The sequence below is a fragment of the Streptomyces sp. NPDC025806 genome, assembly GCF_055558275.1.
This window is the reverse complement of record NZ_JBVHMU010000005.1, coordinates 280,985-305,358: the sequence shown is the minus strand read 5'-3', so window position 1 is coordinate 305,358 and position 24,374 is coordinate 280,985. Positions and strand designations below refer to the sequence as shown.

Annotated in this window: 24 protein-coding genes; 16 read left to right on the top strand and 8 right to left on the bottom strand. The window is 71.2% G+C overall.

Features of this window, described 5'->3' with window-relative positions; all coding sequences use genetic code 11:
* Positions 1-57 precede the first annotated feature (57 nt).
* The 3 genes from ACZ4E1_RS14190 (at position 58) to ACZ4E1_RS14180 (ending at position 3,612) form a co-directional block, all read left to right on the top strand.
* On the top strand, positions 58-1,299 hold the full coding sequence (locus ACZ4E1_RS14190) for a discoidin domain-containing protein (protein ID WP_467539596.1): 1,242 nt from the start codon (positions 58-60) through the stop codon (positions 1,297-1,299).
* Between the two features lie 70 nt (positions 1,300-1,369).
* The gene (locus ACZ4E1_RS14185; RefSeq protein WP_467539162.1) at positions 1,370-2,632 is read left to right on the top strand and encodes an MFS transporter; all 1,263 of its coding nucleotides are present in this window, start codon (positions 1,370-1,372) and stop codon (positions 2,630-2,632) included.
* Positions 2,629-3,612: a TolB-like translocation protein gene (locus ACZ4E1_RS14180; protein WP_467539160.1), complete on the top strand. Its 984-nt coding sequence runs from the start codon at positions 2,629-2,631 to the stop codon at positions 3,610-3,612. The genes ACZ4E1_RS14185 and ACZ4E1_RS14180 overlap by 4 nt, the downstream gene beginning before the upstream one ends.
* Before the next feature lie 271 nt (positions 3,613-3,883).
* Here the strand turns inward: ACZ4E1_RS14180 and ACZ4E1_RS14175 are convergent, their stop codons facing one another.
* Positions 3,884-4,894, bottom strand: a complete 1,011-nt coding sequence (locus ACZ4E1_RS14175; protein ID WP_467539157.1) for a hydroxyacid dehydrogenase — start codon at positions 4,892-4,894, stop codon at positions 3,884-3,886.
* 488 nt (positions 4,895-5,382) lie between these two features.
* On the opposite strand from ACZ4E1_RS14175, the gene ACZ4E1_RS14170 reads away from it, so the two are divergent.
* The 9 genes from ACZ4E1_RS14170 to ACZ4E1_RS14130 all read left to right on the top strand — a co-directional run bounded on the left by ACZ4E1_RS14170 (position 5,383) and on the right by ACZ4E1_RS14130 (position 14,891).
* Positions 5,383-6,711 carry a sugar ABC transporter substrate-binding protein gene (locus tag ACZ4E1_RS14170; protein ID WP_467539155.1) on the top strand — a complete coding sequence of 443 codons (1,329 nt, stop codon included), beginning with the start codon at positions 5,383-5,385 and terminating at the stop codon, positions 6,709-6,711.
* Positions 6,708-7,688 carry a carbohydrate ABC transporter permease gene (locus ACZ4E1_RS14165; protein WP_467539152.1) on the top strand — a complete coding sequence of 327 codons (981 nt, stop codon included), beginning with the start codon at positions 6,708-6,710 and terminating at the stop codon, positions 7,686-7,688. Before ACZ4E1_RS14170 ends, ACZ4E1_RS14165 begins: the two co-directional genes overlap by 4 nt.
* Positions 7,685-8,551 carry a carbohydrate ABC transporter permease gene (locus ACZ4E1_RS14160; protein ID WP_467539149.1) on the top strand — a complete coding sequence of 289 codons (867 nt, stop codon included), beginning with the start codon at positions 7,685-7,687 and terminating at the stop codon, positions 8,549-8,551. Before ACZ4E1_RS14165 ends, ACZ4E1_RS14160 begins: the two co-directional genes overlap by 4 nt.
* A gap of 52 nt (positions 8,552-8,603) precedes the next feature.
* On the top strand, positions 8,604-9,932 hold the full coding sequence (locus ACZ4E1_RS14155) for an alpha-L-fucosidase (RefSeq protein WP_467539147.1): 1,329 nt from the start codon (positions 8,604-8,606) through the stop codon (positions 9,930-9,932).
* A gap of 46 nt (positions 9,933-9,978) precedes the next feature.
* Entirely contained in the window at positions 9,979-11,406 is a 1,428-nt protein-coding gene (locus ACZ4E1_RS14150) for a polysaccharide lyase 6 family protein (protein WP_467539144.1), read from the top strand.
* A gap of 90 nt (positions 11,407-11,496) precedes the next feature.
* Positions 11,497-12,927 carry a chondroitinase-B domain-containing protein gene (locus tag ACZ4E1_RS14145; RefSeq protein ID WP_467539142.1) on the top strand — a complete coding sequence of 477 codons (1,431 nt, stop codon included), beginning with the start codon at positions 11,497-11,499 and terminating at the stop codon, positions 12,925-12,927.
* 112 nt (positions 12,928-13,039) lie between these two features.
* Positions 13,040-13,882, top strand: coding sequence for a sugar phosphate isomerase/epimerase family protein (locus tag ACZ4E1_RS14140; RefSeq protein ID WP_467539140.1), 843 nt, complete (start codon positions 13,040-13,042; stop codon positions 13,880-13,882).
* 34 nt (positions 13,883-13,916) lie between these two features.
* Positions 13,917-14,579, top strand: a complete 663-nt coding sequence (locus tag ACZ4E1_RS14135; RefSeq protein WP_467539138.1) for a GDSL-type esterase/lipase family protein — start codon at positions 13,917-13,919, stop codon at positions 14,577-14,579.
* Positions 14,580-14,639: 60 nt separating this feature from the next.
* Positions 14,640-14,891, top strand: a complete 252-nt coding sequence (locus ACZ4E1_RS14130) for a hypothetical protein (RefSeq protein WP_467539135.1) — start codon at positions 14,640-14,642, stop codon at positions 14,889-14,891.
* A gap of 376 nt (positions 14,892-15,267) precedes the next feature.
* On the opposite strand, the gene ACZ4E1_RS14125 is transcribed toward ACZ4E1_RS14130, so the two are convergent.
* Positions 15,268-15,777, bottom strand: coding sequence for a MarR family winged helix-turn-helix transcriptional regulator (locus tag ACZ4E1_RS14125; RefSeq protein WP_467539133.1), 510 nt, complete (start codon positions 15,775-15,777; stop codon positions 15,268-15,270).
* 115 nt (positions 15,778-15,892) lie between these two features.
* Here ACZ4E1_RS14125 and ACZ4E1_RS14120 point away from each other — a divergent pair, with 115 nt between their 5' ends.
* Entirely contained in the window at positions 15,893-16,252 is a 360-nt protein-coding gene (locus ACZ4E1_RS14120; protein WP_467539130.1) for a hypothetical protein, read from the top strand.
* Here the strand turns inward: ACZ4E1_RS14120 and ACZ4E1_RS14115 are convergent.
* The 4 genes from ACZ4E1_RS14115 to ACZ4E1_RS14100 form a co-directional block, all read right to left on the bottom strand.
* Positions 16,249-17,829: a helix-turn-helix domain-containing protein gene (locus ACZ4E1_RS14115; protein ID WP_467539128.1), complete on the bottom strand. Its 1,581-nt coding sequence runs from the start codon at positions 17,827-17,829 to the stop codon at positions 16,249-16,251. The two genes, ACZ4E1_RS14120 and ACZ4E1_RS14115, sit on opposite strands and share 4 nt — an antisense overlap.
* The gene (locus ACZ4E1_RS14110; RefSeq protein WP_467539126.1) at positions 17,822-18,079 is read right to left on the bottom strand and encodes a hypothetical protein; all 258 of its coding nucleotides are present in this window, start codon (positions 18,077-18,079) and stop codon (positions 17,822-17,824) included. The genes ACZ4E1_RS14115 and ACZ4E1_RS14110 overlap by 8 nt, the downstream gene beginning before the upstream one ends.
* A gap of 106 nt (positions 18,080-18,185) precedes the next feature.
* Positions 18,186-19,418 (bottom strand): PP2C family protein-serine/threonine phosphatase, encoded by a 1,233-nt coding sequence (locus tag ACZ4E1_RS14105; RefSeq protein ID WP_467539123.1) that lies wholly within the window; start codon positions 19,416-19,418, stop codon positions 18,186-18,188.
* 145 nt (positions 19,419-19,563) lie between these two features.
* Entirely contained in the window at positions 19,564-20,769 is a 1,206-nt protein-coding gene (locus ACZ4E1_RS14100) for a cytochrome P450 family protein (RefSeq protein WP_467539120.1), read from the bottom strand.
* A gap of 103 nt (positions 20,770-20,872) precedes the next feature.
* Between ACZ4E1_RS14100 and ACZ4E1_RS14095 the strand changes: the two genes are divergently transcribed.
* A complete protein-coding gene (locus tag ACZ4E1_RS14095; protein WP_467539118.1) occupies positions 20,873-21,523 on the top strand; it encodes a TetR/AcrR family transcriptional regulator in 651 nt (216 codons plus the stop codon).
* 75 nt (positions 21,524-21,598) lie between these two features.
* Complete coding sequence (locus ACZ4E1_RS14090) at positions 21,599-21,805, top strand: hypothetical protein (protein WP_467539116.1); 207 nt, start codon at positions 21,599-21,601, stop codon at positions 21,803-21,805.
* A 95-nt stretch (positions 21,806-21,900) separates the two neighbouring features.
* On the opposite strand, the gene ACZ4E1_RS14085 is transcribed toward ACZ4E1_RS14090, so the two are convergent.
* The gene (locus ACZ4E1_RS14085) at positions 21,901-22,344 is read right to left on the bottom strand and encodes a hypothetical protein (RefSeq protein WP_467539114.1); all 444 of its coding nucleotides are present in this window, start codon (positions 22,342-22,344) and stop codon (positions 21,901-21,903) included.
* A 258-nt stretch (positions 22,345-22,602) separates the two neighbouring features.
* Here ACZ4E1_RS14085 and ACZ4E1_RS14080 point away from each other — a divergent pair, with 258 nt between their 5' ends.
* Positions 22,603-23,388, top strand: a complete 786-nt coding sequence (locus ACZ4E1_RS14080) for a GNAT family N-acetyltransferase (RefSeq protein ID WP_467539111.1) — start codon at positions 22,603-22,605, stop codon at positions 23,386-23,388.
* On the opposite strand, the gene ACZ4E1_RS14075 is transcribed toward ACZ4E1_RS14080, so the two are convergent.
* Positions 23,354-24,283 carry an SCO6745 family protein gene (locus ACZ4E1_RS14075; RefSeq protein ID WP_467539109.1) on the bottom strand — a complete coding sequence of 310 codons (930 nt, stop codon included), beginning with the start codon at positions 24,281-24,283 and terminating at the stop codon, positions 23,354-23,356. The two genes, ACZ4E1_RS14080 and ACZ4E1_RS14075, sit on opposite strands and share 35 nt — an antisense overlap.
* Positions 24,284-24,374: the final 91 nt, after the last annotated feature.

Sequence of the window (24,374 nt, the reverse complement as noted above, 5' to 3'; positions counted from 1 at the left end):
TCCCCGACCACCACTCCCACCACCACTCCCACCGAACCCGGCAGCGGGGACGAGCAGTTGATCTCCCGGGGCAAGCCCGCGACCTCGTCCTCCGACGAGGACTCGACGCTCACCCCCGGCCGCGCGGTCGACGGCGACCCCGCCACCCGGTGGGCCAGCAAGGAAGGCGCGGACCCGCAGTGGCTCCGTGTCGACCTCGGCGAGAACTCCACCGTCTCCCGCGTGAAACTGCTGTGGGAGGCCGCGTACGCCAAGGGCTACCGGGTCGAGATGTCCCCGGACGGCACATCCTGGACCCCGCTCGCCGTCGAGGCGAACGGCAACGGGGGCACGGACGACTGGACCGGCCTGAGCGGCAAGGGCCGCTACCTGCGGGTGTACGGGACGGCGCGGGGCACCGCGTACGGCTACTCGCTGTTCGAGGTGGAGGCCTACGGGACGACCGGCTCGGGCCCCGGCCCGACCGATCCGCCGACCGACCCGCCCACCGGCGCGTTCACCGTCGTCGGCGCAGGTGACATCGCCGACCGGTGCGACCAGGACGCGGCGGGCTGCCAGCACTTCAAGACAGCCGACCGGGCCGAGGCCATCAATCCGGCGTTCTACCTGACGCTGGGCGACAACCAGTACGACGACGCCCACCTCGCGGACTTCAAGAACTACTACGACAAGTCCTGGGGCCGCTTCAAGGCGAACACGTACCCGGTGCCCGGCAACCACGAGTCGTACGACGACTACGAGAACCGGGACGAGAAGGCCTACCGCGAGTACTTCGGCTCCCGCGCCACCCCGCAGGGCAAGATGTGGTACTCGTACGACCGCGGGAACTGGCACTTCGTCGCGCTCAACTCCAACCGCTTCGACGAGCGGGAGCAGATGGACTGGCTCAAGGCCGACCTGGCCGCGAACAACAAGAAGTGCGTGGCGGCGTACTGGCACGAGCCGCTGTTCAGCTCCGGCGACCACGGGAACGTACCCGTGAGCCGGCCGGTGTGGGAGCTCCTCGAGTCGGCCGGCGCCGAGCTGGTGCTCAACGGCCATGACCACCACTACGAGCGGTTCGCCCCGCAGACCCGGGACGCGAAGGCCGACCCGAACGGCATCGTCGAGATCATCGGCGGCGCCGGCGGCAAGGATCTGTACGGCGCGGGCGACACGGTCCAGCCCAACAGCGCGAAGCGCATCTGGGACAAGTTCGGGGTGCTGAAGCTCGACTTCACCGACACCGGGTTCCGGTCGCAGTTCGTCGGCACGGACGGGACGGTGCTCGACACCAGTCCGACCTACTCCTGTCACTGACCGGCCGCCACCAGCGCCCCGGGCGCGTCCGTGAGCGCGGGCGCGTCCGGGGCGCCTCCCGGGAGTTCTCATGTATCTCGCCGCCGGCCGGAGCGGGCCGTCCTCGACCGCTCCCGCCGCCCCCGAACGCCCCGCGCGCCGTGCCCGTGTCGCCTCCACGGTCGTCGCGCTCGGCGCGGTCAGTCTGGTGACCGACATCTCCTCGGAGATGGTCACCGCGGTTCTTCCTCTCTACTTCGTCCTCCAACTGGGACTCAATCCCCTGCAGTTCGGATTTCTGGACGGGCTGTACAACGGCGTCTCCGCCGTCGTCCGCCTGGCCGGCGGCCATCTCGCCGACCGCCGGCAGCGCCACCGGCTCGTCGCGGGCACCGGCTACGCCCTGTCCGCGGTGTGCAAACTGGGGCTGCTGTTCGCCGGCGGCTCCACCGCGGCGCTGTCGGCGACGCTCGCCGCCGACCGGGTGGGCAAGGGCGTGCGGACGGCGCCGCGCGACGCGATGATCTCGCTCTCCTGTCCCGAGCGGGACCTCGGCCGGGCCTTCGGTGTGCACCGTGCGATGGACACGACTGGTGCGCTGCTCGGCCCGCTGGCGGCCTTCGCGCTGCTGTGGCTGGCGGTGGACGCGTACGACGTCGTGTTCCTCGTCAGCTTCTGCTTCGGGCTGTTCGGTGTCGTGCTCCTGTACGCGTTCGTGCCGGAGCGGCCGTCGCCCACGGTCTCCGCGTCGTCCCGTCCGTCCACCCTGCGTGCGGCCCTCCGGCTGCCCGCCGTGCCCGCGTTCCGCCGCGTGCTGGTCACCGCGTCCCTGCTCGGTCTGGTGTCGGTCGGCGACGGCTTCCTCTATCTGGTCCTCCAGAAGCGCCTCGACCTCGACACGGTCTACTTCCCGCTGCTGCCGCTGGGCAGCGCCGCCGTCTACCTGCTTCTCGCCGTGCCGATCGGCCGGGCGGCGGACCGGGTCGGGCGCCGCACCCCTTATCTGTGCGGCCACTTGGGGCTGCTCGGCGTCTACCTGGTCCTCTTCTCCTCCGTACCCGGATGGCCGCTCACGGTCTGCGTGCTGGTGCTGCTCGGCGCGTTCTACGCGGCCACCGACGGAGTCCTCATGGCCCTGGGCGGCCCGGTCGTGCCCGAGGAACAGCGGGCGGCGGGGCTGGCGCTGCTGCAGTCGGGGCAGGCGGTCGGGCGGCTGCTGGCGTCGGTGCTGTTCGGCGCCGCATGGACGCTCTGGAGCATGCAGGCCGCGCTGGCCCTCGCCGCCGCCGGACTGACGGCCACTCTCCTCCTCGCCCGTTTCCTGTTGCCCGCGCACCCCACGGAGTCCGGATGACCCCCACACTTTCCCCGCGCGCCCGGGTGGGCGCCGTCTCCCTGGCCGCTGTCGTACTGGCCGCGTTCGCCGTCGTCTACACGGTCCGGGCCGCCGATCGTGACGGGCCCGCCGGCGGGTCCTCGCACGTCACGCTCGACAACACCCCCGGCCTGTACGTCCGTACGGCCGACGGGAAGGTCGCGGCGCTCGGCAAACAGGGGCGGCGGGAGACGGCTCTGTCCTGCCGCCGGTTCTACGCGAGCGGCGCCGGCGCCGTGTGCCTCACGACCAAGCCGGGAATCCCGCCCCGCACCCAGGCGATCGTCCTGGACCGGTCGCTGCGCCCGCGGCGCACCGACACGTTCGGCGGCACACCCAACCGGGCCCGGGTCTCGCCGTCCGGGCGCATGGTCTCCTGGACCGTGTTCGTCAGCGGCGACTCGTACTCCGGCAGTTCCTTCTCCACCCGCAGCGGGATCCTCGACGCGCGGACCGGCTACCTGATCAAGAACGTGGAGACCCTTCAGCTCACTCTCGACGGCAAGCGCTACGCCGCGTCCGACGTGAACTACTGGGGCATCACGTTCGCCCGGGACGACAACCGCTTCTACGCCACGGTGTCGACGCGCGGCAGGACGTACCTGGTCGAGGGCGACCTCAAGGCCTGGACGGCGCGTGCCCTGCGGGAGAACGTCGAGTGTCCGTCGCTCTCGCCCGACGGCACCCGCATCGCGTACAAGAAGCGGGTGCGGGAAGGGGGCTCGAATCCCTGGCGGTTGCATGTGCTCGATCTCAAGACGCTGCGCGACACCCCGCTGGCGGAGACGCGCAGCGTCGACGACCAGGCCGCGTGGCTGGACGACGGGACCGTGGCCTACGCCCTGCCGGGGCGGGCGCGCGGCTCCTCGGACGTCTGGTCCGTCGCGGCGGACGGCACGGGCACGCCGGTACGCGTCGCCCGGAACGCCTCCTCGCCGAGCATGAACGCGGGCCGCTGAGGCTGTCCCGCGCCCGGATGTGAAGGGCGAACGTGCTGGTCAGGAGTCCCGTGAGCCAAACGGCGACCGGGCGATAGCAAAGGGGCGACGGCACGGCGACGGCTCACGGCAGGGTGAGGGTCGCAAGGAGTCCACCGACTCGGGCCGGACCGGAAACCTGAGGTGCGCCATGGGGACAGGCCCGATCGAGCGACGGCACGGCCCCGCGGACGCCTCGCCTCGGCTGCCGGACGCGCGCAGGCGTCCGGCGGCCGAGGCGCCGAAGGGGACGTCAGGCGAGCGACGCGGCACGGTCCGGGTCGATGGCGTGCCGGAGCGGCTCGGCGAGGGTGAAGCGGCGGAGTTCGTCGAGCACGAGCTCCCCGAGGCGGTTCCGTTCGGCGCCGAGGGCGCCCGCGATGTGCGGGGTCAGGACGACGTTGGGCAGCGTGAACAGGGGCGAGTCCGGGGCCGGGGGCTCGGGATGCGTGACGTCGAGGACCGCGGTGAGATCGGGCCTGGCCCGCAGGACCCGTACGACGGCCGGTTCGTCGATCAGGGCGCCGCGTGCGCTGTTGATCAGGGTCGCGCCCGGCCTCAGGGAGTTCAGCAGCCGTGCTCCGACGGTGCCCCGGGTCGCGGGCAGCAGGGGTGCGTGCAGGCTGACGACCTGGCTGGTGGCGAAGAGTTCGTCGAGGTCGACCAGTCGGACGCCGGCCTGCCGGGCGGTCTCCGGGGAGGCCGCGGGATCGGTGGCGACCACCTCCACGTCGAAACGGGCGAGGTGCCCGGCGACGAGGCGGCCGATGTGACCGAGCCCCCACAGGCCGACCCGCGTCCGGTACGCGCCCGGGACCTCGGGGTCACTCGGGAAGCGGCGGTCGCTCGCGACGTCCCGGGCGATGCGGTGTGCCTGCTTCAGGCCGAGCAGGACGTGGGCGAGGGTGAACTCCGCCACCGGGACGGCATTGGCCGCGGCGGCCGAGACGATCGGGACGCCGCGCGCCCAGAAGTCGGGGGTGGTCAGGTGTCGTACGGATCCCGCCGCCACGAACACGGCGCGCAGCCTGGGCGCCTGCGCGAGCAGGGCGGCGTCGAGGACGGGTGCGCCCCAGCCGGTGAGCAGGAGGTCGACGTCCCTCAGGAGGTCGGGGGCCGCGGCGAGTTCCTCTCTCGTGCACGGCGGCGCCTGCCAGTGGACGAGCCGGCCGATCCCGGCCAGCACCTCGGGCGGATAGACGTCCGCCCTGCGTTCCTTCTCCATGACCAGCAGGGCGGTGGGGGCGGTGGCCGGTGCGTTCATGCCGGGCGGGTCTCCTCGGGCAGATCCGGAAGGCGGGCGGGCGGCGGGACAGCCACTCCCCCGGGTTCGGGTGTGTGCGAAAACGTGCGATCAGCTGATGCGCCTTGGCGTGGCTTGTTTGATGCAGAGCCCTTACGGCTGCCAGGGACCATACATCGGATGACTGGAGGGTCCTAGCGAGAATATCGGACATCTTGCCGCACCCCGTCCGACGGCGGCGCCGCTCACATCCCCACCCTCCCGCACCCGAGTCATCAACTCCTCTGACGTCTCATATCACGCTCGGAGCAGGTACTTTGTGGGGCGGAGAGCGCCTTTCGCATGCCTGCGCACCGGGACAGCCACCCTCTGGCAGACACCACCGAGGATGCGCCGGCCACGTAAAGCACTTTGAGATTCATCGGAGTATTGACCGCTGTTTCCGGCCCCGCTACGTTCCCAGCAAGCGCTTTCCAGGCCAACTGTGATGCGGCGAAACGGGAGTTGTCATGCAGAGATCGCGATGGGTCGGTGCCGGTGTTCTCGCCTCGGCGCTGGTGCTCACCAGCTGTTCGTCCGGGCCTGCGGGAGTGGACGCCAAGCAGAACGAGAAGGCGACCCTGGAGCTCTGGACCCGGACGACGCCGGGCGGGCCGGGCGAGCAGGGCGCGGTCAAGCTCGCCTCCGCCTTCCAGAAGGCCACGGGGTACAAGGTCAAGGTCACGGCCATCTTCGACGACTTCGAGACCAAGCTGCAGCAGCGGGCGGCCCAGAAGAAGCTCCCGGACATCGTGATGAACGACGTGACGCAGCTCGGCGCCATGCACAGTCAGGGGCTGCTGCGGGAGATCGACCTCGACAAGGTCGAGGACAGCGGGCAGATCACCGCCCAGGGCCTGGACTCCGGCAAGAGCGTGGACGGCAAGCAGTACGGGCTGCCGTACTCGGCGCAGGCGTCCGCGCTGCTCATCCGCAAGGACTGGCGGCAGAAGCTGAAGCTCGACGTCCCCGAGACCTGGGACGACTTCGCCGCCATGGCCAAGGCCTTCACCACCCAGGACCCCGACGGCGACGGCAAGAAGGACACGGCCGGTCTCGCCGCCCCGCTGTCCACGAAGCGCGGCTACGCCTCCTGGTACTTCTCCAACTTCCTGTGGGCCGCGGGCGGTGACTTCATCACCGAGACGGGCAAGGGCAGGTACAAGCCGGCGATGACCAGCAAGGCGTCCGTCGAGGCGGTGCAGTGGTTCCGCGACCTGGGCTGCAAGGACAAGGCCGTCCAGCCCGGCGCCGTGACCATGGACACCCCGCCGACGAACGAGACGTTCGAGTCCGGCAAGACCGGCATGTTCGTCGTCGGTCCGTATCTGCTGCCCCGCTTCGACGAGACCCTCGGCAAGGACAAGTACGAGGTGGTGCCGATGCCCAAGGGGCCGAAGGACTCCACCGTCCTGGCCGAGGGCGGCTCCGTCTACCTGATGGCGGGCTCCGACAACCGGGCCGGTCAGGACGCGTTCGCCTCCTTCGCCGTCTCGGCCGAGGGGCAGAAGACGGGCATGGAGGGCGACACCGCCTACACGGTGCAGCTTCCCGTCAACAAGTCCGTGGACGTCTCCCAGGTGCGCCCCGACCCCCGCTGGAAGACGTACGCGCAGGCGTACCAGGACTCCGGCCGGTACGCGCCGTCCATCCCGAACTGGACTCCGGTGCGCCAGGCGACGGCCGACACCCTGAACGCCCTCATAGCCGACTGCGGGCTGAACACCGGGACCAAGCTCCGTGAGCTCGACAAGCAGCTCGCCGGCATCCTCGAGGAGCAGGGGATCTCCGCGTCATGAGTCTCGACCAGGCCGAGCCGGCGGCCTCCACGGCCGTCGCGCCCGGAGTGCCGGGTGCGCGCAAGGAAGGCCCCGGAAGCGGCGCTTCCGCCGGCCGCCGGGGGCGCGACCGCAGGTCCGGCCGGTGGTGGACGCCCTGGCTGTTCCTGGCCCCGGCGCTGATCCTCTTCCTGTACTTCAAGTTCATCCCCATGGCGAACGCGCTGACCATGTCCTTCCAGGACGTCCAGCCGTATCTGGGGAACAGGTGGGTCGGCACCGACAACTACGCCACGGTGCTGGAGTCCGCCGGCTTCCGTGAGGCCGCCTGGCACACGGTCGTCCTGGCCGCCGGACAGACGGCCGGCTCGATGGCGCTGGGCCTGGTCCTCGCCTTGCTGATGGAGGGGCAGAGCCGCCGGCTCGGCTTCGTGCGCTCCGCGGCGTTCCTTCCGGTGGTGGTGCCGATCGCGGTCGTCGCCGAGCTGTGGCGGATCATGTACCACCCGACCGGCGACGGCATGCTGAACTCCCTGCTCGGTCTGGTGGGTTGGGGTCCTTCGGGGTTCATCAACGACCCGGACACCTCGATGGCCTCGATCATGCTGACCGGGATCTGGCGGGGCGCTCCCTACGACATGATGATCTTCCTCGCCGGTCTGACGAGTGTGGACCGCGGTCTGTACGAGGCCGCGAAGGTCGACGGCGCGTCCCGGTGGCAGCGGGTGTGGCACGTGACGGTGCCCGGTCTGCGGTCGGTGTTCTCGATCCTGTTCATCCTCGCCGCGATCCGCGGACTGCGGGTGTTCACCGAGGTGTTCCTGCTCACCAACGGTGGCCCGGACGGCTCCACCGAGGTCGTCATGACCCTCATCTACAAGCTCGGACTCGAGCAGAACCGGCTCGGCGTCGGAGCGGCGGGCGCCGTCCTGCTGTTCGTCGCGACGCTGATCCTGACCGTCGTCGTCCAACTGCTGCGGCGCAGGGAGAGCAAGTGAGTGCGCACACCGAGACCGCGCTGGGCCTCACCGAGAGCCGCAGCGCCGGCGGACGGATCCTCAAGGCCGTCACCTACCTCCTGGTCCTGATCGTCTTCGCGGGCCCGCTGCTCGCCCTGCTCGTCAGCGCCTTCGGGCATGTCAAGGACCCGACCCAGCTGAGCGTCGTCCCCTCCGGGCTCACGCTCGACAACTTCAAGATCGCCTTCGACCAGGGGGTGCTCGCCTACCTACTGAACTCGTTCCTCGTGGTCGGCTTCGGCCTGCTGCTCCAGGTCACCGTCTCCGTCCTGGCCGGGTACGCGCTGGCCCGCAAGAAGTTCCCCGGCATGGCGCTGGTCCTCGTCGCCGTCCTGGCGACGCTGATGCTGCCCGAGGAGATCCTCGCCCTGCCCCTGTCCCTGATCCTCTCCGACCTGCCGGTCGTCCACTTCAACCTCGTCGGCACGCTGGCCGGGATGATCGTGCCGCTGGGCGCGTGGGGCTTCTCCATCCTGGTGATGACCGAGTTCATGAAGGACGTGCCGCGGGAACTGGAGGAGGCCGCGCGCATCGACGGCGCCGGCGACCTGCGGATCTTCGCGCAGATCATCCTGCCGATGTGCAAGCCCGCGCTGGGCGTCATCGGGGTGTTCGGCTTCACCATGATCTGGGACCAGTACCTGCTCCCGCTGCTGGTCTCCACCGACTCCTCCTCGTACACGCTGCCGCTCGCGCTGCGGACCCTGCGGATCGATCCCGCCGTCACGCCCGGAGTCGTCATGGCGGCGTCGCTGCTGGCCCTGCTGCCCTCCGTGATCGTCTTCCTGTTCTTCCAGCGCTCCTTCGTGAGCGGCCTGTCCTCCGGCGCGCTCAAGGGCTGACTCCCCCGGTTCCGCGCCCGCCCCGCCCGTGTACGAAAAGGAACGATGCCCCGTGTCGTCTGTCGCTCCAGCCCACCTGTCCGCTCCTCCGGCTCCCGGAGCGGCTCCGGATCCCGACTGGTTCACCACCGCCCGCTTCGGGATGTTCGTCCACTGGGGCCTGTACTCCCTCGCCGCACGCCACGAGTGGGTCAAGAACCGGGAGCGCCTGACCGACGAGCAGTACCAGGTCTACTTCGACCACTTCGACCCCGACCGCTACGACCCGGTCCGGTGGGCCCGCACCGCCAAGGCCGCCGGCATGCGCTACGTCGTCCTCACTACCAAGCACCACGACGGCTTCTGCCTGTGGGACAGCGCCCTGACCGACTACAAGGTGACCAACACCCCGCACGGCCGCGACCTCGTCGGCCCGTTCGTCGAGGCGTGCCGGGCCGAGGGCCTCAAGGTCGGGCTGTACTACTCGCTGATCGACTGGCACCACCCGTCCTTCCCCGTCGACGGCACCCATCCGCAGCGCGACGACGCGGAGTTCAAGGCCGCCCACGCCGACCGGGACATCCGTGACTACCAGCGCTACCTCCACGGGCAGGTCCGCGAACTGCTGACCTCGTTCGGGCGCGTCGACTACCTGTTCTTCGACTTCTCCTACGCCGGACGCACCTGGTGGGGCGGCAAGGGGCCCGACGACTGGGACTCCCCGAAGCTCCTGGAGACGGTCCGCGCACTCCAGCCGCATGTGCTCGTCAACGACCGGACCGGACTGCCCGGCGACTTCGTCACCCCCGAGCAGTACCAGCCGTCCGGCCCGATGACCGAGAACGGGCGGCCCGTGGTCTGGGAGGCCTGTCAGACGGTGAACGGCAGTTGGGGCTACGACCGCGACAACCTCGACCGCAAGAGCGCGGACCTGCTGATCCGCATGCTCGTCGACGGGGTGTCCAAGGGCGGCAACCTGCTGCTCAACGTGGGCCCCACCGGCCGGGGCGATCTCGATCCGCGCGACACCGAGGTCCTGGGCGAGATCGGCCGGTGGATGGAGCTGCACGAGCGCGCGGTCCGCGGCTGCGGCCCGTCCGCGTACGCCGCTCCCACCGAATGCCGCTACACCCAGCGCGGCGACCGGCTCTACGTCCACCTGTTCGCCTGGCCGCTGCGCCACCTGCACCTGCCGGGCCTGGCCGGCCGGGTGCGGTACGCCCAACTGCTCAACGACGCCTCCGAGATCGTCCCGGTCCACATCGACCCGGACCGGCCCGCCGTCAACACCGAGATGGGCGGACAGCCCGCCGGGACGCTCACGCTCCAGCTCCCGGTACGCCGCCCCGACACCCCCGTCCCCGTCATCGAACTGTTCCTGGACACCCCCGCCGACGCCTGACCCCCGTCCCCCTCGGTCCGACCCACCGCACCCTCACGGAGGCACCATGCAGCGCCGCACCTTCCTCATGAGCACCGCGGCAGCGGTGGCACTCGCCGCCACCGGCGCCCTGCCGACCGCGAGCGCCCTCACCGCCGGCACGACGGTCCGCACCCTGGACGAGCTCCGGGCCGCGATCGACCGGGCGCGGCCGGGCGACCGGATCGTCGTCGCCGACGGCACCTACACCGTCCCGGCCGGCAGCCCCCTCCTCGTACGGAACAAGCGCGGCACCGAGCGAGCGCCCGTGACCATCGCCGCCGAGACCCGGGGCGGTGTCGTCCTCCGGGGCGAACAGAGCTTCACCTTCGAGGCGTCCAGCCACATCACCCTCAGCGGGTTCGCCTTCCGGCAGAGCACCACCCTGGACGTCCCGCCCGACTGCTCCCACATCAGACTCACGCGCAACGACTTCCAGTTGGCCGACATCGAGGGCCTGCACTGGGTGATGGTCCGCGCGGACGACAGCACGGTCGACCACAACCACTTCCACGGCAAGAGCACGCTCGGGATCTACCTGGGTGTCGAGGGCGCGGGCACGGACGAGATGGCCGAGCGCGTCCACATCCACCGCAACCACTTCTCCGACCACACCTTCACCGGGTCCAACGGCGGCGAGCCCATCCGCCTGGGCCTCAGCCCCCGCGCCCTGTCCAGCGCCCACGCCCTCGTCGAGCACAACCTCTTCGAGCGCTGTGACGGCGACCCCGAAGCCATCTCCGTGAAGTCCTCGGACAACGTCATTCGACACAACACGATCCGCGACAGCCTCGGCGGCATCGTCCTGCGCCACGGCAACCGCACCCGGGTGGACGCCAACCACTTCGTCGACGGCACCGAAGGCATCCGGGTCTACGGCAACGACCACGTGATCGTCAACAACTACCTCGCCGGGCTGTCCGGGCGCGCCCTGGTGATCGGCAGCGGTTCGGAGCGCGACCACCTGCCCGGCGAATCACCGGAGGCACGCCGGGGCAACGACGCCCCCGATCGCGTCCTCATCGCCTACAACACCCTGGTGAACAACACCGGCACGCTCTCCGGCGAGAGCCAGCGCCCGCACGAGCCGCGCGATGTCACCGTCGCCGACAACCTCTTCGTCTCGGACACCGGCCAGCTGGTCGCGATGGCCACCACGGTGCGTTTCACCTGGTCGGGCAACATCCTGTGGGGCGCCGCCGCCGACGGCAACATGCCCGCGACAGGCGGCGTCCGGACCGACCCGCGCCTGGCGACGGACGCGTACGGGATCGCCCGTCCGGCCGCCGACAGCCCGGCGATCGACGCCGGCACCCTCAGATGGCCCCCTGTCACCCACGACATCGACGGTCAGCCGCGCGGCCGGCTCCGCGACGTGGGCGCGGACGAGTACTCCCTCCGCGCGCCGGGGCGCGGCCCCCTGACGCCGGCCGACGTCGGCCCCGAAGCCCCCTGAAGTCCGCCCTCTGAACTCCTGCCCCCTGAAGTCCTGTCCATCGATTCCCGCCCCCCTGAGCTCCTGTCCCCCACCCATGAAGGAGGCACCATGCAACGACGCACGTTCCTCAGAGCCGCCACCGTGGCCGCACTCGCCACCGTCCCCGTCGGCACCGCACTGGCCACCAGCGCGTCGGCGGCCGACATCCCGGTCTCGTCGCTGACCGCGTTGCAGAACGCGATCAACAACGCCAAGCCCGGGGACCGGATCGTCGTCGCCGACGGCACCTACACCGTCCCGTCCGGCGGCGCGCTCACCATCTCCGGCAAGCACGGCACCAGCAGCGCGCCGATCACCATCGTGTCCCAGAGCCGCGGCGGCGCCGTGCTGAAGGGCGAGCGCGGCTTCGTCCTGAGCGACTCCAGCTACATCACCATCAGCGGCTTCGCCTTCCGGCAGAGCACCACCTTCGAACTGCCCGCGGACTGCTCGTCGATCCGGCTCACCCGCAACGACTTCCAGTTTGCCGACACCGGGGCCGCCTACTGGCTCTTCGTGCGGGCGGACGACACGAAGGTCGACCGGAACCACTTCCACAACAAGACCACCACCGGCATCTTCCTCGTCATCGACGGCCCCGACTCCTCGGACGCGATGGCCCAGAACGTCCACGTGTTCCGCAACCACTTCTCCGACCACACCTTCACCGGGCTCAACGGCGGCGAGCCCATCCGGCTCGGCGTCAGCGGCCGGGCCCTGTCCAGCGCCCACGCCGTCGTCGAGTACAACCTCTTCGAGCGCTGCAACGGCGACCCCGAGGCCATCTCCGTGAAGTCCTCCGACAACACCATCCGGTACAACACCGTCCGCGCCAGCCGCGGCGGCATCGTCCTGCGCCACGGCAACCGCTCCACCGTCGAGAGCAACCACGTGCTCGACGGCGAGGAAGGCATCCGCCTCTACGGAAACGACCACAAGGTCGTCAACAACTACGTCAGCGGGCTGTCCGGCCGCGCCCTGGTGATCGGCAGCGGCACCACCCGGGACCATCACGAGGGCGAGACGGAGACCGAGCGGCGGGGCAACGACGCCTGCGACCGCGCGCTGATCGCGCACAACTCCCTGATCGGCAACACGAAGACCCTCGAGGGCGAGACCCGGACCTACGAGCCGCAGGACGTCGTCGTCGCGGACAACCTGCTCGTCGGTGACGTCGGCAGCCTCGTCGCCATGGGCGCCACCACCGGCTTCACCTGGCAGAGCAACCTGCTGTGGGGCGCGGCCTCGAACGGCAACATCCCCTCCGGCGGCTTCACACGGGCCGACCCCCGCCTCGCGCAGGGCGCCGACGGCGTCATGCGCCTGACCTCGGCCAGCCCCGCGATCGACGCCGCCACCCTCGCCGGTACTCCCGTCACCGACGACGTCGACGGCGACCCGCGCGGCAGCGTCCGGGACATCGGCGCCGACGAGTACGCCACGGCGCCCGCGCTGCGTCACCCGCTCACGGCATCGGACGTGGGGCCGAACGCCCCCTGACCGACCCCGGGTTGATCACCTGCGATCACCCTGAAGCGGCCGTCTGTGGGGGCGGCCGCTTCACCCCCACCCTCCACCACCGCCCGAGTGACCGCAGAAGGAAGGCAGCGCCATGACCGGGACGAACAGCCGAGTCAGCAGGGCAGGCCACGTCCCGGCCGACCCGCCCGCCCCACCGGACGCGGGACGTACCCGGTTGGGCCTGTGCTCCGTCACCTTCCGCCGCCTGCCCGCCCGCGACATCGCGCGGTACGCCGTCCACGCGGGCCTCTCGGTCGTCGAGTGGGGCGCGGACGTGCACGCCCCCGCGGAGGACCCGGCCACGGTCCGCGCGGTCCGCGAGATCTCCGACCGCTACGGACTGACCTGCTGCTCCTACGGGTCCTACTTCCGCGCCGCCCCCGGGGAAACCGCCGGATTCCCCGCTGTCGCCCGAGCCGCGGTGCTGCTCGGAGCGGAGCGGATCCGCGTCTGGGCGGGCGGCACCGGATCCGGGTACGTCCTGCCGGACGAGCGGCACGGGACGGTACGCCGTCTGCGGGAGGCGGCCCGGATCGCCGAGGACCACGGCCTCACGCTCGCGACCGAGTTCCACGGCAACACTCTCACCGACACGGTCGCCTCGACCCTCCGGCTGCTGGAGGAGGTGGACGCGGACAACGTCCACACGTACTGGCAGCCACCCCAAGACGTGCCCGACGAGGAGGCACTGGCGGGGCTCGCCCGGCTCGGCGACCGGGTCGCCGCGGTCCACGCGTTCTCGTGGTGGCCGGGCAATACGCGGCGGCCCCTGGCGGAGCGCGCGGGCCTGTGGACCGCCGCGCTCGGACTGCTGGACGGCCGGGGCATGGACGCGCTCCTGGAGTTCGTCCCCGGCGACGACCCCGAGGTCCTGGCCCGCGAGGCTTCCGTCCTGAGACAGTCGGCCGGTCAACCCCCTACCCCGCATCCGTAGTCGACTCCTTCTCCTCTCTCCCGGGACGGCAGCCATGCACACGCACCTCACGAACGACGACACGCTCCTGTTCATCGGCGACTCCATCACCGACGCGGGCCGCGACCACGCGGACGCCGCCTCCCTCGGAAACGGCTACGTCAGCGAGATCGCCCGATCGCTGAGGGAGGGCAGGGAGGGCGGCGAGAGCGGTCCAGGGCCCCGGATCGTCAATCGGGGGATCAACGGCCATCGCGTGTACGACCTCGAAGCCCGCTGGGCGACGGACGTCCTCGACGAGGAACCCACGGTGGTCACCGTCAAGATCGGCATCAACGACACCTGGCGACGCTACGACCGGGGCGTGCTCAGTCCCGTCGCCGAGTTCCATGCCTGCCTGGACCGCCTGCTGGCCGTCACCGCACGCCGGCTCGCGCCGCGACTGGTCGTCATCACCCCGTTCCTCCTCCCGGTGGAGCCGGGGCAGGAAGCCTGGTTCGAGGACCTGGAGCCGCGCATCGGCGCCGTGCTCCAGGCCGCGGCCGACCACGGGGCGCAGGTGGTCCGCGCCGATCTCGTCCTGCAACGCGCCGCCCGGGACCGCCCGGCGGCGGAGCTGGCCGGCGACGGCGTCCACCCGACGCCTCTGGGCCACCGGCTGATCGCCGACGCGTGGCTGTCCACGGCCGGCACCCCCTCGGCACCCACCGCGCGGTAGCCCGACCGTGGCGCTCAGGGCCGGTGGGTGACTCGCGCGGCCGGTGATCGTTGGCAAGTCATGTCGAACATCATGCGCGTCCTCGCCACCTGCGCCGTCGCCGGTGCCGCCCTGGCCACCGCCGGCACCGCCCAGGCGGCCACCCCCCAGATCGCCCCGGCCTCGCTCCCCACTCCCCTCGGACCGGTGGGCGAGAACAACAACGCCGACCTGCCCAGCCTGGGCGGCGGTCTGCTCGACCAGGCGACCGCCGGGCAGGGAGTCACGCAGAACATCCAGGGATCGACCCTCGGTGGCCTCCCGCTGGGCTAGCCCTCCGCCATGGCCCCACCCACTCTCCCGGTGCCGACCGGATCACATCCGGTCGGCACCACGTCGATGTGCGTCGAGGATCTCTCCCGCCCGCCGGAATTCCCCGGCACCCCTTGACATGGGACATATAGAGAGGAAACTGAAGAACACACCAGAAAACCGATGAATCGCACCGCCAGAAGAGACGTCGACTGGCAAGAGATTCAACAAAGCTCTGGCCAGGCCCCCGAAGCCCCCTCGTACCGGAGTCTCAGCGACGACTGAGGCAGATGGCAGTGATTGAGGACTCCGGGGACTGTTTTTTGTTCGAGGCCGCCGGCATCCGGCGGCCTTTGCGCGTGTTCCCACGGCACCCGCTCTCGCGCACGCCGTCACGCTATGAGCCCTTGAGCGCACTCCCGGGATCCTCGGACGCGTCGACCAACTCCCAGAGCGTGGCGCGGCATTCGGCCAGGCGCCGGTCGCCGATGCGGTCGGCCCACTGGCGGTCGATGTTCTCCGCGCTGCGGCGGGCAGCCTCCGCGGCGGCGTTGCCGGCGGGGGTGAAGTCGACGATCTTGGCGCGCGCGTCCGCGGGGTCGCGCCGACGGTCGAGGTATCCCTTCGCCACCAGTTCGTCGACCAGGGGGCCGACGGTCTGCTTGGTGCTTCCCAGACGTTCGGCGATCTCGGTGACGCGGGCCCCACCTCCATGACCGAGCGCCGCGAAGATCCGCAGGTGGACCGGACGCAGATCGGTGATGCCCTGGCCGGCGAGATCTCCTTGGACCCGGTCGGTGACGATCGCGGCGAGCCGGCGCGCCAGCGCGCCGAGTCGCGAGTCCGGCGCCAGGCGCTTGTCGGCGAGCTGGCCGGGATCTACGGGGGGATGCGCGCTGCTCGACATAGTCAGGTCACCATACCTTCCCTAAATAGTCAGGTGACCGTACTGTCTCTGTTCTGACCCCAGGCCGCGCGGATCCGTCGCCGGAATCGCCGGCGTCACCGGAAGGAACACCGCGATGAACGCACCGCCCCGAGAGCGCTCGACGCTTCCGCAGGCCGCCAGAGTTCTGGCCGTTCTGCTCCTGCTGTCCGGCGTCACGCATCTGTCGCAACTCGCCGTCTACCGGCACGAGGCGAACGTGCTGGGCGCCGCCGGATTCGGTGCGGTCTACTTGGTGATCGGAACAGCGGTCCTCAGGCGGTGGCCCGGCGCACTCCAGCTCGCGGCCGTGCTTCCCGCGATCGGCGGCCTGCTCGGCACCTACCGCTTCTTCTTCCTCCACACGAACCCGTTCAGCGTGTGGCACGTCGCCCTCGACCTGATCATCGTGCCGCTCGCCGTGGTCCTCCTGCGCCTTCGCGAAGCCCGTACCTAGTCCGCCGCCCCCGGCCCTGCGGGGTCCTCGTCCGACAGCGGGGTTCCGGCGGTGTAGACGTCCTTGAGCTTCACCTCGGTGACGCCGCGGCCCTCGGCGAAGACGCGCCGCCAGTCACCGATGACGTGGAGTTCGTCGGTACCCATCGCGCGGACCACGCTCAGACCCTGCTCGTGTGCCTTCAGAGCCTTCATCCACAGGTTGGCGAAGGCCTGGGAGCGGATCAGGTGCATCCAGTCGGGGCGGTACAACTCCCGATTGTAGTTCGACTCCCCCATCGTGGAGACGAACTTGGAGTACATGGCCTTCACGTACTCGAGGGTGACGTCGTCGTCCTCGGCGATCGCGTTCTCACGGGCGGTGACGAGCGCGGCGCGGAACTTCTCCAGGAGGTTCTCCGTCGCGCCCGAGGTGTAGGACTCGTGGATCTCCGGCGGCTCGCACAGGCCGTATTTCGGGCCGGACAGGCGCAGCAGGAGGCGCAGGGTGGGCTCGGTGACCCACAGGGGGCCGGGTTCGTCGCGCTGGCCGATCGGGTTGGGCAGCACCGCATCGTGCGCCCAGTGGGGCGGGGTGATCAGGTGGACGCCGGCGCGGCGGCGGTCGTGGTCGAACCCGGTGGAGTGTTCCAACTGGCCGATCGGGAGGTGGGTCTTGACGGCGGAGAGGTAGGCCCCGTTCATGTCGAGGGCCGTCACCTCGTGCTCGCCCGGCGGGAGTTCGGGGCGGGTCCACTTCGGGCGGGCTTCCCAGATCGAGTCGGCGCCGCGCGCGGTCTGCTTGCGCAGGATGTCGGGCACCCACGGGTGCGCGATGACGTCGTAGCGGCCGCCCTTGCGGGTCTCGTCGAGCAGAGCCATCGCGTCCGGGATCGCCTTGCGCACCAGTGCGGCCGTCGCCGCCTCCACGTCACCTTCGTGCGCGGCGAGTGCGGATCGGACGGTCTCGGCGATCAGGTCCGGCGGTCCGGACTGCGGCTGGAAGGCTCGCTTCGTCGGCGGCTTGCTCGACGACTTGTTCGACGGCTCGCTCGACGGCTTCTTCGGTCCCGTGGCGCGGTCCGTCGGTCGGGCGGCCGCGCGGGGGGTGCGAGCCGCGGGGGCCTCGGGGCGCGTCTGCGGTGGAGCGGGTTCCGCGGGGGCGGCGGTGGCGCAGTCGGCCGGGTCGAGGTGCTGCGGGAAGCCGGCGACCCGCTGTCCGGCGGGTCCTCCGCACAGGACGCACGGCTCGGGGACCGTGAGCGTCTCGACGTCGTCGTCCTCGTCGCCCACGTTCACGTCCGCGTCCACGGTCTGGGCCGCGGGGGCGGGTTCCGGCTCGGCCGGCTCGGGTGCCGGGGCCAGCTTCGCGGCCAGGCCGTCCAGAAGGTAGGCGTACTTCGTACGGACCTCACCGGCCGGGTCGCGGTCCGACTCCCAGGCCGCGACGGTGGAGGGGCTCACCGCGAGCGCGCGGGCCACCTGCGCCTTCGACAGGCCTGCCTGTTCGCGCAGTTCGCGCCGTACCGGGCGCTCGGGCAGCTCGGCCTCCGGGGTGACGGAGGCGAGCAGCGAGTCGATCGCGTCGAAGTCACTCACCGTGGCCCGCTTCCTTACCGGCCCGCTTGGCGCGGCGGCGTTCGGCCAGTCCCGGGATCGCGGTCTCCTTGACCCGCTGCTCCCCCCACCCCGTGATCTGCGCGGCTCGTCCGATCCGTCCGTACACGGGCCGGCCCGTGAGCGGATCCCGCTCCAGGTAGGCCCGCAGTGCGTCGGCCACCCGGTCCTCGGCGCTTCTCAGCGCCTGGACCGCTTCTTCGAGCTCGCGCTCACCCTTCACGTCTGACACGTGCGCCACATTATCGAAGGTGCGGACTGTCCAGGAAACCTTGACGGTCATCAGTACCTGGACGGACGTACGCGTTCGGGGCCGCGCCCGGGCGGCGCATGGCGGGTCACAGGCCGACGACGACCAGGGCCGTGTCGTCCGTCAGGCCGGACGGCGGGATCAGGTCCGTGAGCAGCGCGTCCGCGAGGTCTTCCGGGGTCCGGTCGCGGTGCCGGGCCAGGGAGCGGGCGAGCCGGTCCAGGCCGGTGTCGATGTCCTCGCCCCGGCGCTCCACGAGCCCGTCGGTGTACAGGAGCAGGACCGAGCCCTCGGGGAAGGTGAGGTGTTCCTGGGCGCGGCCGGCGTGTTCGGGGCGGGCTCCGAGCGGCGGGTCGGTGGCTTCCGCGAGGAAGGTGACGGTGCCGTCCGGGCGGGCGAGTGCGGGTGGCGGATGACCGGCGCAGCTGTAGGTGAGGGTGCGGGTGTTCCAGTCGATGAACACGCAGGCGGCGGTGGTGCACTCCGCGCCCTCGACGGAGCGGGCGTACAGGCCGAGGGCCTCCAGGGCCTGGCCGGGACCGCCGGCCACCCGGCACGCGGCGGACAGCGCGCTGCGCAGTTGTCCCATGACGCCCGCCGCGATCAGCCCGTGGCCGACGACGTCGCCGACCGTCACCGCCGCGCGCCCTCCGGCGGGCATGTCGATGATGTCGTACCAGTCGCCGCACACGTTGAGCGCGCTCACCGCGGGCCGGTAGCGCACCGCCACCCGCAGATTTTCCGGTCCGCACGCGGCGGGCAGCATCGCTCGTTGCAGGTGCAGCGCGACCTCCCGTTCCCGGTCGTGCGCCGCGCGCAGCCGCTCGTTGACCTCCTGCAGCTCCCGCGAGCGGGTGTAGATCTCCGCCTCCAGGACCGGAGTGCGCTCCCCCGCCCGCTCCCGGCCGCGCGCCCTGATCAGCTCGGTGACCTCCTCCACCCGGTGCAGCAGCAGCGCCACCGAGCCGTCGGCGGCCCGCACCGGCGCGTTGACGGGGCTCCACCACCGCTCGTGCCAGATGCCGGGGCGGTCCGCGTCCTCGACGTCGTAGCGTTGCAGCGCCATGCTGTCCCGCTCGCCGGTCTCGGCGACGCGTCGCAGCGAGGCCTGCAGGTTGCGCATGCCCGAGGCTCCCGGGTCATGGGGGTTGTCGGGGAACACGTCGAACAGGTGGCGGCCGATGAGCTGGGCGCGGGTGCGTCCCGAGACCGCGAGGAAGGCGTCGTTGACGTCCACGTAGACGAGGTCCGGTGTGAGCAGGGCGACCGCGCCCGGGAGGGCCTGGAAGACAGCCTCGTAGTCGACCTCGGGTCGGTTCACGATCCACCTGCACCACGTCCATGGCCGTCACCGGCGGCCCTGAGTATGTGCCCCCACCTTGCACCCCTGCCCCGGCGCCCGCACCCCACCACGCGCCCGACCGGCGGGGCCGGACGCGGGCCGTCGCGCTCGCGGCGCCGTCAGCTCACCAGCGCACGGGAAGGCGGCTCAGGCCCCGCAGCAGGCTCGGACGCCAGTCCGGCGCGGGATCGCCGTCGAGGGCCAGGGCGGGAAAGCGCTCCAGGAGTGCGCGCAGCGCGAGGTTCGCCTCCAGCCGGGCCAGTGGCGCCCCGAGGCAGTGGTGGATGCCGTGTCCGAAGGCGAGGTGGGAGCGGGTCAGGGCCGGGTCACGGCGGATGTCGAAACGCTCCGGATCCGGGAACCGGGCGGGATCGCGGTTGGCGGACGCCAGCGAGACGACCACGCGCGCCCCCTTCGGGATCGGGACGCCGCCGATCGTCATCGGCTCCGAGGTGTAGCGGTACGTGCCGGCCGGCGACGGCGGTTCGAAGCGGAGCGTCTCCTCCACCCAGCCCTCCACCAGGCGGTCGTCCGCGCGCAGCGCGGCCAGTTGGTCCGGGCGGGTCAGCAGCAGGTGTACTGCGTTGGCGATGAGGTTGACCGTCGTCTCGTGGCCGGCGACCAGGAGCAGGAAGGCCATCCCGATCAGTTCCTCGTCGCTGAGATGGTCACCGTCCTCGTCGTGCGCGGTCACCAGCGCGTGCAGCAGATCGCCTTCCGCCACCGCGTCCCGGCCGATGCCGCGCTTCTCCTCGATCAGGCCCGCCAGGTACCCGGCCAGCTCCTGGGACGCGAGGCCCGAGGCCTCGGGCTCGCCCACCGCGAGGACCTTCGCCGTCCAGGCCCGGAACCGCTCGTGATCGACCCCCGGCACACCCAGCAGCTCGCAGATGACCGTCAGCGGCAGTGGGAACGCGAACGCGTCGATCAGGTCCGCGCGGCCCGACGGCTCCATCGCGTCCAGGAGTCCGTCCGCCGCCTCGCGCACCCGCGTGCGCAGGGCCCGTACCCGCCGCGCGGTGAACTCGCGTGCCACCAGGGACCGCAGCCGGGTGTGGTCCGGCGGGTCGGTCTGCAACATGTTCCGGCCCACCGCGTACAGGCCGTCGCTGTCGAACTCCGCCGAGACGCGCACGTCGTGGCACAGCCGCGGGTCCGCGAGCGCGGCCCGCGCCTCTGCGTAGCCGAGGATCATCCACGCGGTCTCGCCCGTGAGGAAGCGGACGAAGTGCACGGGCCCCTTCGCCCGCAGGGCCTCGAACGCCGGGTAGGGGTCGGTGGCGAAATCGGCGGTCCAGGCCGCGAGTTCCTCGGTCTGCGGTACATGCATGACGGACTCCCAACCACAAAGTGGGGATGACTCCCCAGTTTCTGCTTCGGGCGACCCTAACAGCAACCGGGGAGCACTCCACAGATCCTGTACGGTTCCCTCTGTGAGGAAGGACGCGCAGCGCAACCGTGAACTGGTCCTGGCCGCAGCCCGCCAGGTCTACGCCGAGCAGGGCGTCGAGGCCGCACTCGACGTGATCGCCCGCCGCGCCGGGGTCGGCAACGCGACCCTCTACCGCCGCTTCCCCGACCGGGCCGCCCTCATCGAGGCCGTCTTCCACGACACCCTCGCCACCGTCGTCGACGCCGGCGAGGAAGCCCGCCGCGCCGAGGACCCCTGGCACGGCCTGACCGGCTACCTCGACCACGTCTTCACGGTCCTGGCCACCGACCGCGGCGCCAGCGACCTCATGACCACCGGCATCCAGGGCGTCGCCACCCTGGAGAAGCTGCACGTCCACAACGCGGAGACGCTCACCGGCCTCCTCGGACGCTGCCGCGATCAGGGACTCGTCCGCACCGACATCGTCACCGAGGACCTCCTCCTCGCCCTGGCCGCCCTCGGCCGTACCGCGCCCGCCCTCCAGGCCACCGTGCCCGGCTCGTGGCGCCGCCCGCTCGCCCTCCTCCTCGACAGCCTCCGCACCCGGCCGGACCGAGCCCTCCCCTCCCCGGCCCTCACCGGCGAGCAACTCACCACCGTGCTCCACCACATCCACCGACCGCACCACTCCCCGGAGAGGGATCAGGGGTAGCGCGGGGCACTTCAGGCCATCGCCAGAAGGGCCGCGCACGCCGGGCCGAGCAGATAGCAGCGGCCGAACAGGCCGATGGCCGCGGGGCGTTCCAGCCTCCTGGTCGCTGCCGACACACGGCGCCGCTCGGTCGGCGCACCGCTGCCCGAGAGGGGCGAGCGCGAGGACATCCACCACGTCGAGGCCGCCACCCGGGCAGCGCTCGGTGACGCCCGCCTCGACACGGCGTACGCGCAGGGCACGGGCTCTGCCCGGGCGCCCTCCTGGAGGACGCTTCTGTGACTGAGCACGATAGATGGCCCGGATAGACAACTTCGCTGCTCTAAGTCTGGCCGCGCCCGACCGGTGTTTACGAAGCGCTTCGCCTCGGATGATGCCTAGTTGGGGTTCTCGCGGGCCTCGTACCCTTCGAGGCCGGCCCAGAGCAGGGAAGGGACAAGTGCCGCCAGGTACCAGGCGAGGTCGGTGAACTTTGGCGCGTCCGGGATACTCCGGCGGTCGATGATGGGAAGGAACGAGACTTCCCTGCGCTGCGCGGAGAACATGAGCATGCCGCCAGTTCCGCCCTGCGGATGGTAAATGTTCAGCGCCACGGTGAAGGGCAGATTCGCCGCGGAGTCCAGCTCCGCGAGCACGGCGTTCAGGCAGTCGGGGGTGCTGTCATGCCACTCGTGCATGTCGTCTGCGTCATTGATCATGTACGAGATGCAGCCGGAGCGTTCTTCAGCGGACCAGCCTGCCGGTGTCAGCACCTCCAGCAAGCCGCGCACGGTGATTGGGCGCTGGAAGGTGAAGTCGATGTCTGCTTGTCGGTTACCCACGTGCGTCTCCGGGAGCTTAGGCGGTCGCATCGCATACTCGCCGCTACGCAACGTTCCGTCGACCCCGATCTCCTGGGACCGGTGCTCCAGCGGATGGAGTGGCCGACGAACTGCACCGGACCTGCGCATCGGTCGGCTACGTGGGCGGTTCTGAGCATCAGAGTTGTCCATCGAGGCCAGGTACCGCGCTCGGTCACAACCGTCGATCGCCGGCCGCGACAGCGTTTAATCACTTGACCCGGTTCGTACGGTGTTCGAGTGAACGACACCTTGATCAACGAACTCCGTGCCGTGTACGACACCCAGCTCCGCGGCGTCACACCGCCCGGCGGCAGCACCCGTATCGAGAAGGACGGCCCGCTGACCCGCGTCGTCGGCTGGCACCGCGGGTTCGTCACGGGCCCGCGTGATCTCGGCGTGGACGGGGACGCGTTGGACGCGCTCATCGCCCGGCAGCGTGACTTCTACGCCGCCCGCGGCGAGGCGGTCGAGTGGAAGACGCGCGGCCACGATCTCCCCGCCGATCTCACCGAGCGGCTCACCGCGGCCGGGTTCGTGCCGGAGGACAGCGAGACCGTGCTCATCGGGCAGTCCGAGGACCTCGCGGCCGACCCGGTCCTGCCCGAGGGCGTGACCCTCCGCCGGGTCACCGCCCCGGCGGATCTTCGGCGCATCGCCGCGATGGAGAGCACGGTGTGGGGCGAGGACTGGGGGTGGCTGGCCGAGGACCTCGCCGGACGGATCGAGAGCGCGCCGGAGGACATCGTCGTCCTGGTCGCCGAGGCGGGGGACGACGTCGTGTGCGCCGCCTGGCTGGTGTTCAAGGAGGGTGTCGACTTCGGCGGGCTCTGGGGCGGATCGACGCTCGAGGAGTGGCGCGGGCGGGGCATCTACCGGGCGATGGTCGCCCACCGGGCCCGGATCGCCGCCGCCCGCGGTGTCCGCTACCTCTACGTCGACGCCTCGGCCGACAGTGCGCCGATCCTCACCCGGCTCGGCCTGCACGCGGTCACGACGACGACTCCGTACGTCTGGTCGCCCTGACCCCGCCCGGCTTCGCCGTCGTCCGTGCCGGAAGTCCCATGGGGTTGGGGAACGGGACGGTGTCCGAGGCGAGTGCCTGCTCGGCCAACGGGGCGAGCAGATCCTGGAGTTGTACGAACTCCCCCTGCCGGAGTTCCTCGTAGGGCCGGACGGCGAGGGCGTCGGTGCGGGACTCGACGTGGTCGCGCAGGGCTCGGCCCTCGGCGGTCGGGCGCCCGTCGCCGTCGAGGAGGCCGCGCGCGGACAAGCGGTCCGCGGCGGCCTGCCAGTCGTCCTTCGACCAGCCTCGGTTGTCGCGCAGGATCGACACGTCCGTTCCCTCGCAGGCCGCGAACAGGACGTGCGCCTCGCATCCGCCCACGCCTTCCGCGGTCAGGGCGGCGACATGTCCGTCGCCGCGGTGCTCGCGCAGGGTCGTGGTGTGCTGCCACAGGGCCTCGACCGGGTCGTCGGGGACATCCAGGTCCCGGTTGGCGGCGAACAGCGGGCGTCCGGCGCCGTCCGCCGCGGCGACCACCCGCTCCAGCAGGGGGGTGATCCGCGCCGCCGTCTCCGCCGCGGACGGCGCCACGCGGCGCAGCGCCGCGGCAGCGGCCGTGGAGCGGGCCCGGAGGACGGCTTCGGGTGCGGCGAAACCCCAGGCGTCGGGGACGGCGCGACGCACCATCGCGGGATGGAAGTTGAAGAAGGCCGCCTCGACGACCCCCGCCGACACCGCGCCCAGGGGCGCCGCCCGCGCCCCGAAGTAGCCCATCCAGAAGCCTCGCAGTCCGGCCTCCCGATGCGCGGTGACACACTCCGGGGCGAAGTAGGTGACAGCGTGCAGGGGTTCCAGCTCCTGCCAGATCGCCCGCGCCACGCCCGCATCCAGGCCCCCGTCCATGCCTCTGCCCATGCCGCCGCCCCTGTCTCTCGTCGCCTTCTTCGGCCCGGCCTCGCACGTCTGCGCGAACGGCCCCGCCCCGTCATGGTCACCCGGTGACGCC